Raw genomic sequence first — 14798 nt, 5'->3', positions numbered from 1 at the left:
TCATTTGCCACCGCCCGCGACGCTATCGCCGCCACGGGTCAGGTAATAGGCGCCAAGAATCGGCAGCATGGTCACCAGCATCACCAGCATGGCGACAACGTTGGTCACGGGTACGTCGCGCGGGCGGCTGAGCTGGTTGAGCAGCCAGATCGGCAGGGTGCGCTCGTGGCCGGCGGTGAACGTGGTGACGATGATTTCATCGAACGACAAGGCAAAGGCCAGCATGCCGCCCGCCAGTAGTGCCGAGCCGAGGTTGGGCAGGACGATGTAGCGGAAGGTCTGCCAACCGTCGGCGCCGAGGTCCATCGAGGCTTCGATCATGCTTTGCGAGGTACGCCGCAGGCGGGCGATCACGTTGTTGTAGACGATCACCACGCAGAACGTGGCGTGGCCGACTACGATGGTGAACACCCCGGGCTCTATCCCTAACGTCTTGAACGCCGAGAGCAGGGCGAGACCGGTGATGATGCCTGGCAGGGCGATGGGCAGGATCAGCACCAGCGAAATGCTCTCCTTGCCGAAAAAACTGCGCCGGTACAGCGCCGCCGAGGCCAGCGTACCGAGCACCAGTGCGATCAATGTGGCCAGGCAAGCCACCTGCAGCGAAAGCTTGATTGCCTCAAGGACATCGGGCCGGGCGAAGGCGACGTCGATCCACTTCAGGGTAAAGCCCTTGGGCGGGAAGCTGAACGCGGCGTCTTCGGTGTTGAAGGCGTACAGAAAGATGATCAGGATCGGGAAGTGCAGGAACAGCAACCCGCCCCAGGCCGCCAGGCGCAGCCCCGCAGACGCTTTTTCAGAGTGCATCGAAAGCCCCCAGGCGTTTGACGATGGCCAGGTACACCGCGATCAGCACGATGGGCACCAAGGTGAACGCGGCGGCCATCGGCATGTTGCCGATCGCCCCTTGCTGGGCATAGACCATGCTGCCGATGAAGTAGCCGGGCGGGCCGACCAGTTGCGGCACGATGAAGTCGCCCAGGGTGAGCGAGAAGGTGAAGATCGAGCCGGCGGCGATACCGGGGATCGACAGCGGCAGGATCACTTGCACGAAGGTTTGCCCTGGCCGGGCGCCCAGGTCCGCCGAAGCCTGCAGCAACGACGGTGGCAAGCGCTCCAGCGAGGCCTGGATTGGCAGGATCATGAACGGCAGCCAGATGTACACGAACACCAGGAAGCGCCCCAGGTGCGAAGTCGACAGCGTGCTGCCGCCCACGCCCGGCACGGCCAGCACCGCTTGTAGCAGGCCATCCAGGTGCAGCTGGTGGACGAACCATTGGGTCACGCCGCCCTTGGCCAATAGCAGGGTCCAGGCATAGGTCTTGACGATATAGCTGGCCCACATCGGCATCATCACCGCGATGTAGAAAAACGCCTTGGTCTTGCCGCTGGTGTAGCGCGCCATGTAATAGGCGATGGGGAAGGCCAGTACCGCGCTGGCCAGCGACACCGCTGCCGCCATGCCCAGGGTGCGCAGGATGATGTCGAAGTTCGACGGGTTGAACAGCGCGGCGAAGTTGCCCAGGGTCAGGTCCGGGGTCACCGCCATGGTGAAATCGTCGAAGGTATAGAAACCCTGCCACAGCAGGTTCAGCAACGAGCCCAGGTAAATCGCGCCGAACCAGGTCAGCGGCGGGATCAACAGCAGTGCCAGGTAGAGGTTGGGGCGCCGGTACAGCAGGCTGGACAGGCTGCGCAGTGTGCTCATCTCAGCAGGCCTCGGTTTCCTGCAGCACCGTCATGGCCTCGCGGGGCCAGTGTACCTGCAGCCGTTGCCCGGGCTGCCAGCTCTGCACCTGCTTCTGCCAGCGGTCATTGGCCTGGCTGACTGCCAGCAGTTGGCCGTTGTCCAGTTGCAGTTCGTAGCGGGTGGCGCTGCCTTGGTACTGGACATCACGCAGCACGCCGCTGACCTGTACCTCATGGCTGGTCACTACCGGGTCGCCCAGGCGAATGTGCTCGGGGCGGATGGAGAAGGGCGCAAGGCTGCCGTTGAGCTGCATGGCCAGCTCGCCACGCACCACGTTGGACGTGCCGACGAATTCAGCGACGAAGGTTGTGCTGGGCTTCATGTACAGGTTGCGCGGGGTGTCGACCTGTTCGATACGACCGCGGTTGAACACCGCGACCCGGTCGGACATCGACAGCGCTTCGGTCTGGTCGTGGGTGACGAAGATGAAGGTGATGCCCAGTTGGCGTTGCAGCTTTTTCAGCTCGCCTTGCATCTGTTCGCGCAATTTCAGGTCCAGCGCGCCCAGTGGCTCATCCAGCAGCAGCACCCGCGGCCGGTTGACCAGCGCCCGGGCCAGGGCCACGCGCTGACGCTGGCCGCCAGACAGCTGTGCCGGCTTACGCGCGCCATAGCCAGCCAGGGCCACCATGGCCAGGGCTTCTTCGGCACGGCTGTGGCGTTCGGCCTTGCCCACGCCTTTTACCTTCAGGCCATAGGCGATGTTGTCCAGCACGTTCATGTGCGGGAACAGCGCATAGTCCTGGAACACTGTGTTGACGTCACGTTGGTAGGGCGGCATGCCTGCGGCCTCGATCCCTTGGATGCGGATCGACCCGCTGGAGGGTTGCTCGAAGCCTGCGATCAGGCGCAGGCAGGTGGTCTTGCCTGAGCCGGAAGGGCCGAGCATGGAAAAGAACTCGCCATCGATGATGTCGATGCTGACCTGGTCGACGGCCTTGACCTCGCCAAAGGTGCGGGAAACCTGGGTGAACTGGACGGCTAGGGGCATGCTGGGCTCCGGACAACAAGGGTTCTCCTGTGCCGGCCTCTTCGCGGGTGAACCCGCTCCTACGGGAGACGCGCCACCCTTACAGGCGGTGAAGAACCTGTGGGAGCGGGCTTGCCCGCGAAGAGGCCAGCACAGGCATTCAGACAACCTCAGCGACCACCCATGATCGCAATGTAGTCCTGGGTCCAGCGGCTGTACGGCACGAACTTGCCCCCTTGAGCCTGCGGCGTTTTCCAGAAGGCGATCTTGTCGAAGTTGTCGAAACCGTTGGCCTTGCAGCCCTCTGCCCCCAGCAGCTCGCTGGCGGTGCACGCCGCCGGCACAGCCGGCAACGAGCCGAACCAGGCTGCCACATCGCCTTGCACCTTAGGTTGCAAAGACCAGTCCATCCATTTGTAGGCGCAGTTGGGGTGCTTGGCCTCGGCGTGCAACATGGTGGTGTCAGCCCAGCCGGTTGCGCCCTCCTTGGGGATGGTCGAGGCAACTGGCTGGTTCTCGGCCTTGAGGCCATTGACCATGTAGCCCCAGGAACTGGAGGCAACCACGCCTTCATTTTTCACATCGCTCATCTGGACCGTGGCGTCATGCCAATAGCGGTGGATCAGCGGTTGTTGCTGGCGCAGCAGTTCCAGCACGGCCTTGTATTGCTCCTCGTTCAGTTCGTAAGGGTCCTTGATACCCAGTTCGGGCTTGGCCGACTTGAGGTACAGCGCTGCATCGGCGATGTAGATCGGCCCGTCATAGGCTTGCACGCGGCCCTTGTTCGGCTTGCCGTCGGGCAGGTTCTGCGGCTCGAACACCACGCTCCAGCTGGTCGGTGCCTGCTTGAAGGTGTTGGTGTTGTACAGCAGCACGTTTGGCCCCCACTGGTACGGCGTGCCGTACACCTGCTTGTCGACCACATACCAGTCACCGTTCTGCAGGCGCGGGTCGATGGTCTTCCAATTCGAGATCAGGGCGGTGTTGATCGGCTGCACGCGTTTGCCTGCGATCAGCCGCAACGATGCATCGCCCGAGGCGGTGACCAGGTCATAGCCGCCCTTGGCCATCAGGCTGACCATCTCGTCCGAGGTGGCGGCAGTTTTCACACTGACCTTGCAGCCGGTTTCCTTTTCGAAGCCGGTTACCCAGTCGTAGGCCTTGTCGCTTTCACCGCGCTCGATGTAGCCGGGCCAGGCGATGATGTCCAGGCGCCCCTCGCCGGCCCCGAGGGCCTTGGGCGGTTCGGCGGCCTGCAGGCTGGCGCTGGCCAGCATGGCGCAGGTGGTGGCGCCGAGCAATGCGGTCTTGTGCACTGACATGGTGTTCCCTCTTCTTGGCGATCCTGTTCTGGCAGTCATGAGGCAAGCAGTGAAGCAATCGTTATAAGCGTAGTGCGTGGGTGCGAGGTATTGGCGATATCGAGTCTAGTTGGCTTTTTGCCAGCTAATGCAACATCCGGAAGCAAATCCCTTCATGGCGTGTGCTCCGCCAAGCCTTACTCTGGCGTTTGAATCTTCTTACGTGGAGACGCGCGAATGAATACCCGGGGCTTGCTTGATCAACTCCTCAAATCTGGCCAGCAATTGCTCGAGAAGCAGGGAGGCGCCACCAAGCCTGGCAGCGCGTCAGGCGGGCTTGGCGGGCTATTGTCCGGAGCAGGGGGCGGCCTGTTGGGTGGAGGCGCTCTTGGCCTGTTGCTGGGTAGCAAGAAGGCCCGCAAGTACGGTGGCAAAGCCCTGACATACGGTGGCCTCGCCGCGCTGGGGGTGCTGGCCTATAAAGCTTACGGCAACTGGCAGGCAAACCAGCGGGTGGCCGCCGCCGAGCCTCAAACCATCGACCGCCTGCCGCCAGCCCAGGCCGAGCAGCACAGCCAGGCAGTACTGCGCGCGCTGGTGGCGGCCGCCAAGTCCGATGGGCATATCGACGAGCGCGAACGGGCGCTGATCGAGGGCGAGTTCACGCGCCTGGACAGCGACCGCGAATTGCAGCACTGGCTGCATGCCGAGCTGAACAAGCCGCTGGACCCGGCCGAAGTGGCCCGCGCGGCGCAAACGCCGGAGATGGCTGCCGAGATGTATCTGGCCAGCGTGATGATGGTCGATGAGGATAACTTCATGGAGCGTGCCTACCTGGATGAGCTGGCCCGCCAGCTGCGGCTGGGCCCGGGCTTGCGCCAGGCGCTGGAGACCCAGGTGAGGGAGGCCGTTGCGCAGTAGCAGCGTTTGTCACGACATTTTCTGCGTTCGTCAAGCCGAGCGCCGAAAATGTCACGACAAGCACTTGCCAGCTTTTACCCAATCCGCGCATTTCGCCCGATAAACCGTAAGACCTCTGGGCTATACTTCGGCGATTTTTCCCGCTCGTTGTGAATTCCTGAGGGCTGAATGTGAAGAACTGGACCTTGCGCCAACGGATCCTGGCAAGTTTCGCCGTGATCATCGCCATCATGCTGCTGATGATCGTGGCCGCCTACTCGCGGTTGGTGACTATCGAAACCGCCGAAGAGGCGGTGGGGACCGACAGCATTCCCGGCGTCTACTACAGCTCGATGATCCGCAGCGCCTGGGTCGACAGCTACGTCACCAGCCAGCAACTGGTGGGCCTGTCCAACCATCGTGAAATCACTTCGGCCGACCTGGAGCTGTTCAGAAACTTCGATAACCGGCTGAAGCAGTTCATGGCCAGCTACCAGGGCACCATCCGGGACAAGGACGACCAGGCCCGATTTGACAGCTTCGTGCAACTGGAAGAAAACTACCTCAAGATCGTCAACCAGGTGCTGGATACGTACGGCCAGCGCAACTATGACGAGGCCCAACGTTTGATAAACGAGGTCCTCACCCCGGCCTGGATGGAGGGGCGTGAGCACCTGAACGAGGTGATCGAGAACAATCGGGCCTCTGCCGGTGCCGCCACCAATGAGATCGTCGACGCCGTCAGCACGGCCAAGGGCAGCATGGTGGTTTCACTGTTGTTGGCAATCATCGCTGCCGGCATCTGCGGCCTGCTGCTGCTACGTGCTATCACGGCGCCCATGCAGCGTATCGTGCATGCCCTCGACAAACTGCGCTCGGGTGATTTGAGCATGCGCCTGAGCCTGGACCGCAAGGACGAATTCGGCGCCATCGAAAGCGGCTTCAACGAAATGGCCGAGGCACTGGCCAACCTGGTGGCCCAGGCCCAACGTTCGTCGGTGCAGGTGACCACTTCGGTCACCGAGATTGCCGCCACGTCCAAGCAGCAGCAGGCCACCGCCACCGAAACGGCCGCCACCACCACCGAAATCGGCGCCACCTCGCGGGAAATCGCCGCCACTTCGCGGGACCTGGTGCGCACCATGACCGAAGTGACTACGGCTGCTGATCAGGCATCCAGTCTGGCAGGCTCCGGGCAGCAGGGCCTGGCACGCATGGAAGAGACCATGCATCAGGTGATGGGCGCTGCCGACCTGGTCAATGCCAAGCTCGGTATCCTCAACGAGAAAGCCAGCAACATCACCCAGATGGTGGTAACCATCGTCAAGGTTGCCGACCAGACCAATCTGCTGTCGCTCAACGCCGCCATCGAAGCGGAAAAGGCCGGCGAATATGGCCGCGGCTTTGCCGTGGTTGCTACCGAAGTGCGCCGCCTGGCCGACCAGACCGCCGTGGCCACCTACGACATCGAGCAGATGGTGCGCGAGATCCAGTCGGCAGTGTCGGCCGGTGTCATGGGGATGGACAAGTTCTCCGAAGAAGTGCGCCGCGGCATGTTCGAGGTGCAGCAGGTGGGCGAGCAACTCAGCCAGATCATTCACCAGGTGCAGGCCTTGGCGCCGCGCGTATTGATGGTCAACGAAGGCATGCAGGCCCAGGCCACCGGTGCCGAGCAGATCAACCAGGCGCTGGCCCAGCTCAGCGATGCCAGCACCCAGACTGTCGAGTCGTTGCGCCAGGCCAGCTATGCCATCGATGAGCTGAGCCAGGTGGCCGCGGGCCTGCGTGGCGGCGTGTCGCGCTTCAAAGTCTGACCGCGATGAACGACTTGCAACTGCGCAGCGCGGGGGCGGAGAACACCAAAGGGGTGTTGTACCTGCAGTTTCGCATCAGAGAGCAGCGGTTTGCCCTGAGCGTGCACGAGGTGGTCGAAGTGCTGCCCCGTCAGCCACTCAAGCCGATCGCCCAGGCTCCCGCCTGGGTCGCGGGTATCCTCGCCCATCGTGGCCAGTTGGTACCGGTGATCGACCTTGCCGCACTGAGCTTCGGCCAGCCGGCGGTGCAACGCACCAGCACCCGCTTGGTGCTGGTGCGCTACCGAGGCAGCCTGCAGCTGGGCCTGATCCTGGAGCAGGCCACCGAAACCCTGCGTTGCCAACCCGACGAGTTCCAGCCCTATGGGGTGGACACAGGCGAAGCGCCTTATCTGGGCCCAGTGCGCGAGGATGCCCAGGGCCTGCTGCAGCGCATCGAAGTCAATGACCTGCTGCCCGACACCGTGCACGCATTGCTGTACACGCAATACCCGACAGGGATGCCCACATGAACGAACAGCGTTTCTTCCGCTTCTTGCGCGAGCGTATTGGCCTGGATGTGGAGTCGGTGGGTGCGCCCATGGTCGAACGCGCGCTGCGTCAACGTTGCGTGGCTGCGGGCGCGATGGACCTGGACGATTACTGGCTGCGCCTGCAGCAGTCGGCAGATGAGCAACAGGCGCTGATCGAAGCGGTGATCGTCCCGGAAACCTGGTTTTTCCGTTACCCCGAATCCTTCACTGCGCTGGCCAGCCTGGCCCATAAACGGCTTGCTCAACTGGCTGGCGCGCGCCCGCTGCGATTACTCAGCCTGCCATGTTCTACCGGCGAGGAGCCCTATTCGCTGGCCATGGCCTTGTTTGACGCCGGGATGGGGCCAGGGGCATTCCTTGTCGATGGAATGGACATCAGCCCCAGCTCGGTAGCCAAGGCCGGGCAGGCGGTATATGGGCGCAATGCGTTCCGGGGTAGCGAACTGGGCTTTCGCGAGCGCTACTTCGATGCTCAGGGCGAAGGCCACCGCCTGCATGAACGGGTACGCCAGCAAGTCAGCCTGCGGGTGGGCAATGTGCTTGATCCGGCGCTGGCCAGCCGCGATGGCCTGTATGACTTCGTGTTCTGTCGCAATCTGTTGATCTATTTCGACGTCCCGACTCAACAGCGTGTGTTCGAAGTGCTCAAGCGCTTGCTGCATCCGCAGGGTGTGCTGTTCATCGGCCCGGCTGAAGGCAGTTTGTTGGCGCGCATGGGCATGCGTCCATTGGGAATCGCCCAGTCGTTTGCCTATGTGCGTCACGAAGGCGACAGCCCCCCCTTGGCGGCGGCACCTGCCCAACCCGCCAAGCGTACGTTCACCAGCTTGCCGGCACCGGGTTTTTCGCAGCCCAGTGTGCCGTTGTCTCGTCCTCTGCGTGTGCTGCCGGTGGCGGCCAGGCCAGCGCCAGTCCGCGAGCACAGGCACGAGGGGGCCAGCGAGTTGCTGGCCGACATTGCCCGGCTGGCCAATGCCGGCGCCAGCGAGCAGGCCCGTAGCGCATGCCAGCGCTACCTGAGCCAGTACCCGCCGTCGGCACAGGTGTACTACTGGCTGGGTTTGCTCAGTGATACCGAAGGCGATGCGCAGCAGGCGCTGAACCACTATCGCAAGGCCCTGTACCTGGATCCACAGCACCCCGAGGCGCTGGTGCACCTGGCCGCCTTGCTGGCGGCCCAGGGTGACATGGCCGGCGCTCGGCGCCTTCAGGCGCGCGCGGCGCGGGCTGGCCGGGAGTCTGAACGATGAACAGTGAATCCGCGATGCAGTTGCTCGCCGAGGATGACGCGCACATCGACGACTGTTGGAACCGCATTGGTGTGCGCGGCGACAAGCAGTGCCCACTGCTGGAGCGGCATGTTCATTGCCGCAATTGCGAGGTGTATGCCGCTGCGGCCACGCGTTTGCTCGACCGTTATGCGCTGACGCAGGACCACCAGGCTGCAGCGGTGCAGCCGGACGAGGAAAACACCGGCCATTCCATGCTGCTGTTCCGTCTGGGCGAAGAATGGCTGGCGCTGGCTACCGCTTGCCTGGTCGAGATCGCCCCCTTGCAGGCGGTGCATTCTTTGCCGCACCAGCGCTCGCGGCTGCTGCATGGGGTTGCCAATGTGCGCGGCGCGTTGGTGCCGTGCCTGTCACTGGCTGACTTGCTGGGGGTGCAGGGCGGCGCCCCCGAGCAACGCAGCGTACGGGCGATGCCACGTATGCTGATTCTGGCCGCCGAAGGTGGGCCGGTGGTGATGGCTGTCGAGGAAATCGACGGTATTCACCGGCTCGACCCGCAGTTGCTGGGCAGTGGCCGGGACGCCACACGCTTTACCGCCGCAGTCCTGCAGTGGCGCGGCCGCAGCGTACGGGTTCTGGACGATCAACACTTACTGTCTGCCCTGCAGCGGAGCCTGTCATGACCCCAGAGCAAATGCGCGACGCATCGTTGCTCGAACTGTTCAGCCTGGAGGCCGAGGCGCAGACCCAAGTGCTCAGCGCTGGCCTGATGGCACTGGAACGCAACCCCACCCAAGCCGACCAGCTCGAGGCGTGCATGCGCGCAGCGCACTCGCTCAAGGGGGCAGCGCGCATTGTCGGGGTGGATGCTGGCGTCAGTGTCGCCCACGTCATGGAGGATTGCCTGGTAGCGGCTCAGGAAGGCGGACTGCGGCTGACCGCCGAGCATATTGACGCGTTGTTGCAAGGTACCGACCTGCTGATGCGTATTGCCACACCCGGCGATGCCGGGGCGCAGGCGACCTTGCCGGTGTTTCTTGCGCAAATGGCCAGCCTGCTCGACGCGGGCGCTTCCGCCATGCCTGCAGTGCCGCTGGCTGCACCCGTGCTGCCGGAGCCGCCGCCGGCAACCCTGCCGCCTGCACCCTTGCCATTGCCAGCCCAGGTGCCGGAACCAGAGCCCGAACCAGCCCTGCGGCGCAAGGCTGGCAAGCGCGCTGGCGAAGGTGCCGAGCGGGTTCTGCGTGTCACCGCCGACCGCCTCAATAGCCTGCTTGACCTGTCCAGCAAGTCGCTGGTGGAAACCCAGCGGCTCAAACCGTACCTGGCTACCCTGCAGCGCCTCAAACGCATGCACGGCCAAGGCATGCAGGCACTTGACGGCTTGCGCATGCAACTGGAAGACAGTGGTCAGGGCAGCGAGGTGCTCGAAGCCTTGGCACAGACCCAGCGCCTGCTGGCAGAGACCCAGCAGATTCTGCAGCAGCAGGCGGCCGATCTGGATGAGTTCGGCTGGCAGGCCAGTCAGCGTGCACAGTTGTTGTATGACACTGCCCTGGCCTGCCGGATGCGGCCGTTTGCCGACGTGCTGACCGGGCAAAGCCGCATGGTCCGCGACCTGGGCCGTTCGCTGGGCAAACCGGTGCGGCTGGTGGTGGAAGGAGAGAAGACTCAGGTCGACCGCGATGTGCTGGAAAAGCTCGAAGCCCCGCTGACCCACTTGTTGCGCAATGCCGTCGACCACGGTATCGAATTGCCCGAGCGGCGCTTGCTGGCGGGCAAGCCGGACGAGGGGGTGATCCGACTGCGGGCTTCGCACCAGGCGGGCATGCTCAGCCTGGAACTGATCGACGATGGCGCCGGTATCGACCTGGAGCGCCTGCGCAGCAGCATCGTCGAGCGCGCCCTGTCGCCTGCTGATACGGTGGCGCGGATGAGTGAGGCGGAACTGTTGACGTTCCTGTTCCTGCCTGGTTTCAGCTTGCGTGACAAGGTTACCGAAGTGTCCGGGCGCGGTGTGGGGCTGGATGCGGTGCAGCACTTGATCCGCGAGCTGCGCGGCTCGATCGAGTTGACCCAGGTGGCAGGGCAGGGCTGCCGCTTCCATCTGCAGGTGCCGCTGACCCTCTCGGTCGTTCGCAGTCTGGTGGTCGAGGTGGGTGGTGAGGCTTACGCCTTCCCGCTGGCCCATATCGAACGCACGCTGGAAGTGACCGCCGAGCAGATCGTGCAGATCGAAGGGCGGCAGCATTTCTGGCACGAAGGCCGGCATATTGGCCTGGTGGCGGCCAGCCAGTTGCTCAATCGACCGGCCGGGCAAAGCGACGAAACCAGCCTGCGGGTAGTGGTGATTCGTGAGCGCGAGCAACTGTACGGCGTGGCCGTGGAGCGGTTGGTGGGGGAGCGGGTGCTGGTCGTGATGCCACTCGACCCGCGCCTGGGGAAAGTGCAGGACATTTCCTCCGGTGCCTTGCTCGATGATGGCTCGGTGGTCCTGATTGTCGATGTCGAAGACTTGCTTCGCTCGGTGGAAAAACTGCTCAGTACCGGCAGCCTGGAGCGTATCGAACGCGGCAGCAGCGGAGCCCGTGGTGTGGTTCGCAAACGCATCCTGGTGGTCGACGACTCGCTGACCGTGCGTGAACTGCAGCGCAAGCTGCTGGGCAACCGTGGCTACGACGTGGCGGTGGCGGTGGATGGCATGGATGGCTGGAACGCCCTGCGCAGCGAGGACTTCGACCTGCTGATCACCGACATCGACATGCCGCGCATGGACGGTATCGAGCTGGTTACCTTGGTGCGCCGCGACCAGCGCCTGCAGTCGTTGCCGGTGATGGTGGTGTCCTATAAAGACCGTGAGGAAGACCGACGGCGAGGCCTGGATGCCGGCGCCGACTACTATTTGGCAAAGGCCAGTTTCCACGACGATGCGTTGCTGGATGCTGTGGTGGAGCTGATCGGAGGTGCTCAGGGATGAAGATCGCCATCGTCAATGACATGCCCCTGGCCGTCGAAGCGTTGCGCCGTGCGGTCGCCCTGGAGCCCGCGCACCAGATCGTGTGGGTAGCCAGCAACGGTGCCGAGGCGGTGCAGCGTTGCACCGAGTTGTTGCCGGACCTGATACTCATGGACCTGATCATGCCGGTGATGGACGGTGTCGAGGCGACCCGACGGATCATGGCCGAAACCCCGTGCGCCATTGTCATCGTCACGGTCGACCGTAAGCAGAACGTACACCGGGTATTCGAGGCCATGGGCCATGGCGCCCTCGATGTGGTCGACACCCCTGCGCTGGGGGCTGGCGATGCCCGCGAAGCGGCGGCGCCATTGCTGCGCAAGATTCTCAATATCGGCTGGCTGGTCGGCCAGCAGCGTACACCTGCCGCAAGGTCGGTGGCGGCACCACTGCGCGAGGCTTCCCAGCGCCGCGGGTTGGTGGCAATCGGGTCTTCGGCGGGGGGGCCAGCAGCACTGGAAGTGTTGCTCAAGGGCTTGCCGGTCGCGTTTCCGGCGGCCATCGTGCTGGTCCAGCATGTGGACCAGGTGTTTGCCGCAGGCATGGCCGAATGGCTCAGCAGCGCAGCAGGCCTGCCGGTGCGACTGGCCCGTGAAGGCGAACCGCCGCGGCCAGGGCAGGTACTCCTGGCCGGTACCAACCACCACATTCGCCTGCTACAGAGCGGCCAACTGGCCTACACTGCCGAACCTGTGAATGAAATCTACCGGCCCTCGATCGATGTGTTCTTCGAGAGCGTGGCACGTTACTGGAATGGTGAAGCCGTGGGCGTGTTGCTCACCGGCATGGGCCGCGACGGTGCCCAGGGCCTGAAGCTGATGCGTCAGCAGGGCTTTCTGACCATTGCCCAGGACCAAGCCAGCAGCGCGGTGTATGGCATGCCCAAGGCTGCTGCGGCTATTGATGCCGCCGTGGAAATCCGCCCGCTGGAACGCATTGCCGGGCGCCTGACTGAATTTTTCGCAAAATGACGAAATGTATTGAATCACGCCGCCAGGCCGGTAGTGATCGGGTGAACAATGATGAATGATTTACCGATCGAAGGTTTCGCGACCACCAACGAGAACTCGGCGATGGTGCTGTTGGTTGACGATCAGGCAATGATCGGCGAAGCGGTGCGGCGTGGCTTGGCCGATGAAGACAACATCGACTTCCACTTCTGTGCCGACCCGCACCAGGCGGTGGCCCAGGCCATGCGCATCAAGCCCACGGTCATTCTTCAAGACCTGATCATGCCAGGCCTGGACGGCTTGACCCTGGTGCGCGAGTACCGCAACAACCCGGTGACCCAGGACATCCCGATCATCGTCCTGTCGACCAAGGAAGACCCGTTGGTCAAGAGTGCGGCATTTGCTGCCGGGGCCAACGATTACCTGGTCAAGCTGCCTGACACCATCGAGCTTGTGGCGCGCATTCGCTACCACTCGCGCTCCTACCTGACACTGTTGCAGCGCGACGAGGCCTACCGTGCCTTGCGCGTCAGCCAGCAGCAGTTGCTGGATTCCAACCTGATGCTGCAGCGGCTGATGAACTCCGATGGCCTGACTGGGCTGTCCAACCGCCGCCACTTCGATGAATACCTGGAGCTGGAGTGGCGGCGGGCGATGCGTGAACAGCAGCAGTTGTCTTTGCTGATGATCGACGTGGACTTCTTCAAAGTCTACAACGACAGCTTTGGCCACCTGGCCGGCGACGAGGCCTTGCGCCAGGTGGCCGAAGCCATTCGCGGCTCGTGTTCGCGGCCGACCGACCTTCCGGCGCGCTATGGCGGTGAAGAGTTCGCCCTGGTGCTGCCCAACACCTCGCCAGGCGGGGCGCGGCTGGTGGCCGAGAAGCTGCGCCAGACCGTGCTGGGCCTGGGTATCCCGCATACTGCGCCAACGGCTGATGCATTTTTGACCGTAAGCATCGGCCTGGCCACCCAGACGCCTGCTATCGGCAGCCACTGCCGGCAGCTGATTTCGGCGGCCGACAAAGGTCTTTACCTGGCCAAGAACGGTGGGCGTAACCAAGTCGGCATCGCCTAAGCACTTGGAGAGGGCGCGGCCGCTCTCACATGAGACCGCGCAGGTTGCCCTAAATACATACGACCGCCCGGCGGGTCTGCCGCCATGCTGCGGACTCGGTTATACTCGCGGGCTTTTCACCGAATTCGCACGAGTAGCCCGCCCATGGAAATCCAACCGATCCTGAACACCATCAAGGACCTCACCGAGCGTTCCCAGTCAATTCGGGGGTATCTTTGACTACGATCACAAGCATGACCGCCTGATCGAAGTCAACCGCGAGCTGGAAGACCCCAACGTCTGGAACAAGCCTGAGTACGCCCAGGCACTGGGCCGCGAGCGTGCCATGCTGGCCCAGGTCGTCGAGACCCTGGACAAACTGTCCAACGGCCTGGGTGACTGCCAGGACCTGCTCGACATGGCCGTCGAAGAAAATGACGAAGGCGCCGTCGGCGACGTCGTGACCGAGCTGGAAAGCCTGGAAGAAAACCTGGCCCAGCTTGAGTTCCGTCGCATGTTCAGCGGCGAGATGGACATGAACAACGCCTACCTGGACATCCAGGCCGGTTCCGGTGGTACCGAAGCGCAGGACTGGGCCAACATCCTGCTGCGCATGTACCTGCGCTGGGCCGACAAGCGTGGTTTCGACGCCACCATCATCGAGCTTTCCGAAGGTGAAGTGGCCGGTATCAAAGGTGCAACCGTGCACATCAAGGGCGAGTACGCCTTCGGCTGGCTGCGCACCGAAATCGGTGTGCACCGCTTGGTGCGCAAGAGCCCGTTCGACTCCGGTGCCCGTCGCCACACGTCGTTCTCGGCGGTATTCGTATCGCCCGAGATCGACGACAAGGTCGAAATCGAGATCAACCCGTCCGACCTGCGCATCGACACCTACCGCTCCTCCGGTGCCGGTGGTCAGCACGTGAACACCACCGACTCGGCGGTCCGTATCACCCACGTGCCGACCAACACCGTGGTGGCTTGCCAGAACGAACGTTCCCAGCACGCCAACAAGGACACCGCCATGAAAATGTTGCGGGCCAAGTTGTACGAGCTGGAAATGCAGAAGCGCAATGCCGCCTCGCAGGCGCTGGAAGACAGCAAGTCGGACATCGGCTGGGGTCACCAGATTCGCTCCTACGTACTGGATGACTCGCGCATCAAGGACTTGCGTACCGGTGTCGAGCGTAGCGATTGCCAGAAAGTCCTGGACGGCGACCTCGACCAGTATCTGGAAGCGAGCCTCAAGCAGGGCCTGTAATTCGCACCCCCATGCCGC

General features: G+C 63.3%; 13 protein-coding genes. 9 read left to right on the top strand and 4 right to left on the bottom strand.

The annotated features are described in order from the left end of the window. From ACYCCG_RS04985 to ydcS, 4 genes are all read right to left on the bottom strand, one after another. On the bottom strand, nucleotides 1–807 hold the full coding sequence (locus tag ACYCCG_RS04985; protein WP_176682718.1) for an ABC transporter permease: 807 nt from the start codon (nucleotides 805–807) through the stop codon (nucleotides 1–3). After that, nucleotides 797–1708, bottom strand: a complete 912-nt coding sequence (locus tag ACYCCG_RS04980; protein WP_209963871.1) for an ABC transporter permease — start codon at nucleotides 1706–1708, stop codon at nucleotides 797–799. The genes ACYCCG_RS04985 and ACYCCG_RS04980 overlap by 11 nt, the downstream gene beginning before the upstream one ends. 1 nt (nucleotide 1709) lies before the next feature. Continuing rightward, nucleotides 1710–2741 (bottom strand): ABC transporter ATP-binding protein, encoded by a 1032-nt coding sequence (locus tag ACYCCG_RS04975; protein WP_459669595.1) that lies wholly within the window; start codon nucleotides 2739–2741, stop codon nucleotides 1710–1712. Nucleotides 2742–2890: 149 nt separating this feature from the next. Then, nucleotides 2891–4042, bottom strand: a complete 1152-nt coding sequence (ydcS, locus tag ACYCCG_RS04970) for a putative ABC transporter substrate-binding protein YdcS (RefSeq protein ID WP_339442973.1) — start codon at nucleotides 4040–4042, stop codon at nucleotides 2891–2893. A 216-nt stretch (nucleotides 4043–4258) separates the two neighbouring features. Here ydcS and ACYCCG_RS04965 point away from each other — a divergent pair, with 216 nt between their 5' ends. From ACYCCG_RS04965 to prfB, 9 genes are all read left to right on the top strand, one after another. Next, the gene (locus ACYCCG_RS04965) at nucleotides 4259–4942 is read left to right on the top strand and encodes a tellurite resistance TerB family protein (RefSeq protein ID WP_459669593.1); all 684 of its coding nucleotides are present in this window, start codon (nucleotides 4259–4261) and stop codon (nucleotides 4940–4942) included. Nucleotides 4943–5112: 170 nt separating this feature from the next. After that, nucleotides 5113–6735 (top strand): methyl-accepting chemotaxis protein, encoded by a 1623-nt coding sequence (locus ACYCCG_RS04960; RefSeq protein ID WP_209963879.1) that lies wholly within the window; start codon nucleotides 5113–5115, stop codon nucleotides 6733–6735. Between the two features lie 5 nt (nucleotides 6736–6740). Beyond that, nucleotides 6741–7247, top strand: a complete 507-nt coding sequence (locus tag ACYCCG_RS04955; protein ID WP_209963883.1) for a chemotaxis protein CheW — start codon at nucleotides 6741–6743, stop codon at nucleotides 7245–7247. Further along, nucleotides 7244–8518 carry a CheR family methyltransferase gene (locus ACYCCG_RS04950; RefSeq protein ID WP_176682724.1) on the top strand — a complete coding sequence of 425 codons (1275 nt, stop codon included), beginning with the start codon at nucleotides 7244–7246 and terminating at the stop codon, nucleotides 8516–8518. The genes ACYCCG_RS04955 and ACYCCG_RS04950 overlap by 4 nt, the downstream gene beginning before the upstream one ends. Next, nucleotides 8515–9180: a chemotaxis protein CheW gene (locus ACYCCG_RS04945; protein ID WP_209963886.1), complete on the top strand. Its 666-nt coding sequence runs from the start codon at nucleotides 8515–8517 to the stop codon at nucleotides 9178–9180. The genes ACYCCG_RS04950 and ACYCCG_RS04945 overlap by 4 nt, the downstream gene beginning before the upstream one ends. Next, a complete protein-coding gene (locus ACYCCG_RS04940; RefSeq protein ID WP_459669588.1) occupies nucleotides 9177–11474 on the top strand; it encodes a response regulator in 2298 nt (765 codons plus the stop codon). The genes ACYCCG_RS04945 and ACYCCG_RS04940 overlap by 4 nt, the downstream gene beginning before the upstream one ends. After that, nucleotides 11471–12484 (top strand): Wsp signal transduction system protein-glutamate methylesterase WspF, encoded by a 1014-nt coding sequence (gene wspF / locus ACYCCG_RS04935; RefSeq protein WP_392514124.1) that lies wholly within the window; start codon nucleotides 11471–11473, stop codon nucleotides 12482–12484. Before ACYCCG_RS04940 ends, wspF begins: the two co-directional genes overlap by 4 nt. A 51-nt stretch (nucleotides 12485–12535) precedes the next feature. After that, nucleotides 12536–13540: a Wsp signal transduction system regulator diguanylate cyclase WspR gene (gene wspR, locus ACYCCG_RS04930; RefSeq protein ID WP_176682728.1), complete on the top strand. Its 1005-nt coding sequence runs from the start codon at nucleotides 12536–12538 to the stop codon at nucleotides 13538–13540. A gap of 144 nt (nucleotides 13541–13684) precedes the next feature. Beyond that, nucleotides 13685–14780, top strand: a protein-coding gene (gene prfB, locus ACYCCG_RS04925; protein WP_061405587.1) for a peptide chain release factor 2 whose coding sequence is annotated in 2 segments (ribosomal slippage) — nucleotides 13685–13756 and nucleotides 13758–14780 — 1095 coding nt in all. Because the reading frame shifts where the segments join, the coding sequence is not laid out codon by codon here. Nucleotides 14781–14798: the final 18 nt, after the last annotated feature.

Source organism: Pseudomonas sp. VEM90 (assembly GCF_054611535.1).
Note: the sequence above shows the minus strand (reverse complement) of the source record. Positions and strands in the feature narration are given on the sequence as shown.

Coding starts and splice junctions, on each gene's coding strand:
- ACYCCG_RS04985 (WP_176682718.1), bottom strand. CDS start 807: ATGCACTCTGAAAAAGCGTCTGCGGGGCTGCGCCTGGCGGCCTGGGGC.
- ACYCCG_RS04980 (WP_209963871.1), bottom strand. CDS start 1,708: ATGAGCACACTGCGCAGCCTGTCCAGCCTGCTGTACCGGCGCCCCAAC.
- ACYCCG_RS04975 (WP_459669595.1), bottom strand. CDS start 2,741: ATGCCCCTAGCCGTCCAGTTCACCCAGGTTTCCCGCACCTTTGGCGAG.
- ydcS (WP_339442973.1), bottom strand. CDS start 4,042: ATGTCAGTGCACAAGACCGCATTGCTCGGCGCCACCACCTGCGCCATG.
- ACYCCG_RS04965 (WP_459669593.1), top strand. CDS start 4,259: ATGAATACCCGGGGCTTGCTTGATCAACTCCTCAAATCTGGCCAGCAA.
- ACYCCG_RS04955 (WP_209963883.1), top strand. CDS start 6,741: ATGAACGACTTGCAACTGCGCAGCGCGGGGGCGGAGAACACCAAAGGG.
- ACYCCG_RS04950 (WP_176682724.1), top strand. CDS start 7,244: ATGAACGAACAGCGTTTCTTCCGCTTCTTGCGCGAGCGTATTGGCCTG.
- ACYCCG_RS04945 (WP_209963886.1), top strand. CDS start 8,515: ATGAACAGTGAATCCGCGATGCAGTTGCTCGCCGAGGATGACGCGCAC.
- ACYCCG_RS04940 (WP_459669588.1), top strand. CDS start 9,177: ATGACCCCAGAGCAAATGCGCGACGCATCGTTGCTCGAACTGTTCAGC.
- wspF (WP_392514124.1), top strand. CDS start 11,471: ATGAAGATCGCCATCGTCAATGACATGCCCCTGGCCGTCGAAGCGTTG.
- wspR (WP_176682728.1), top strand. CDS start 12,536: ATGAATGATTTACCGATCGAAGGTTTCGCGACCACCAACGAGAACTCG.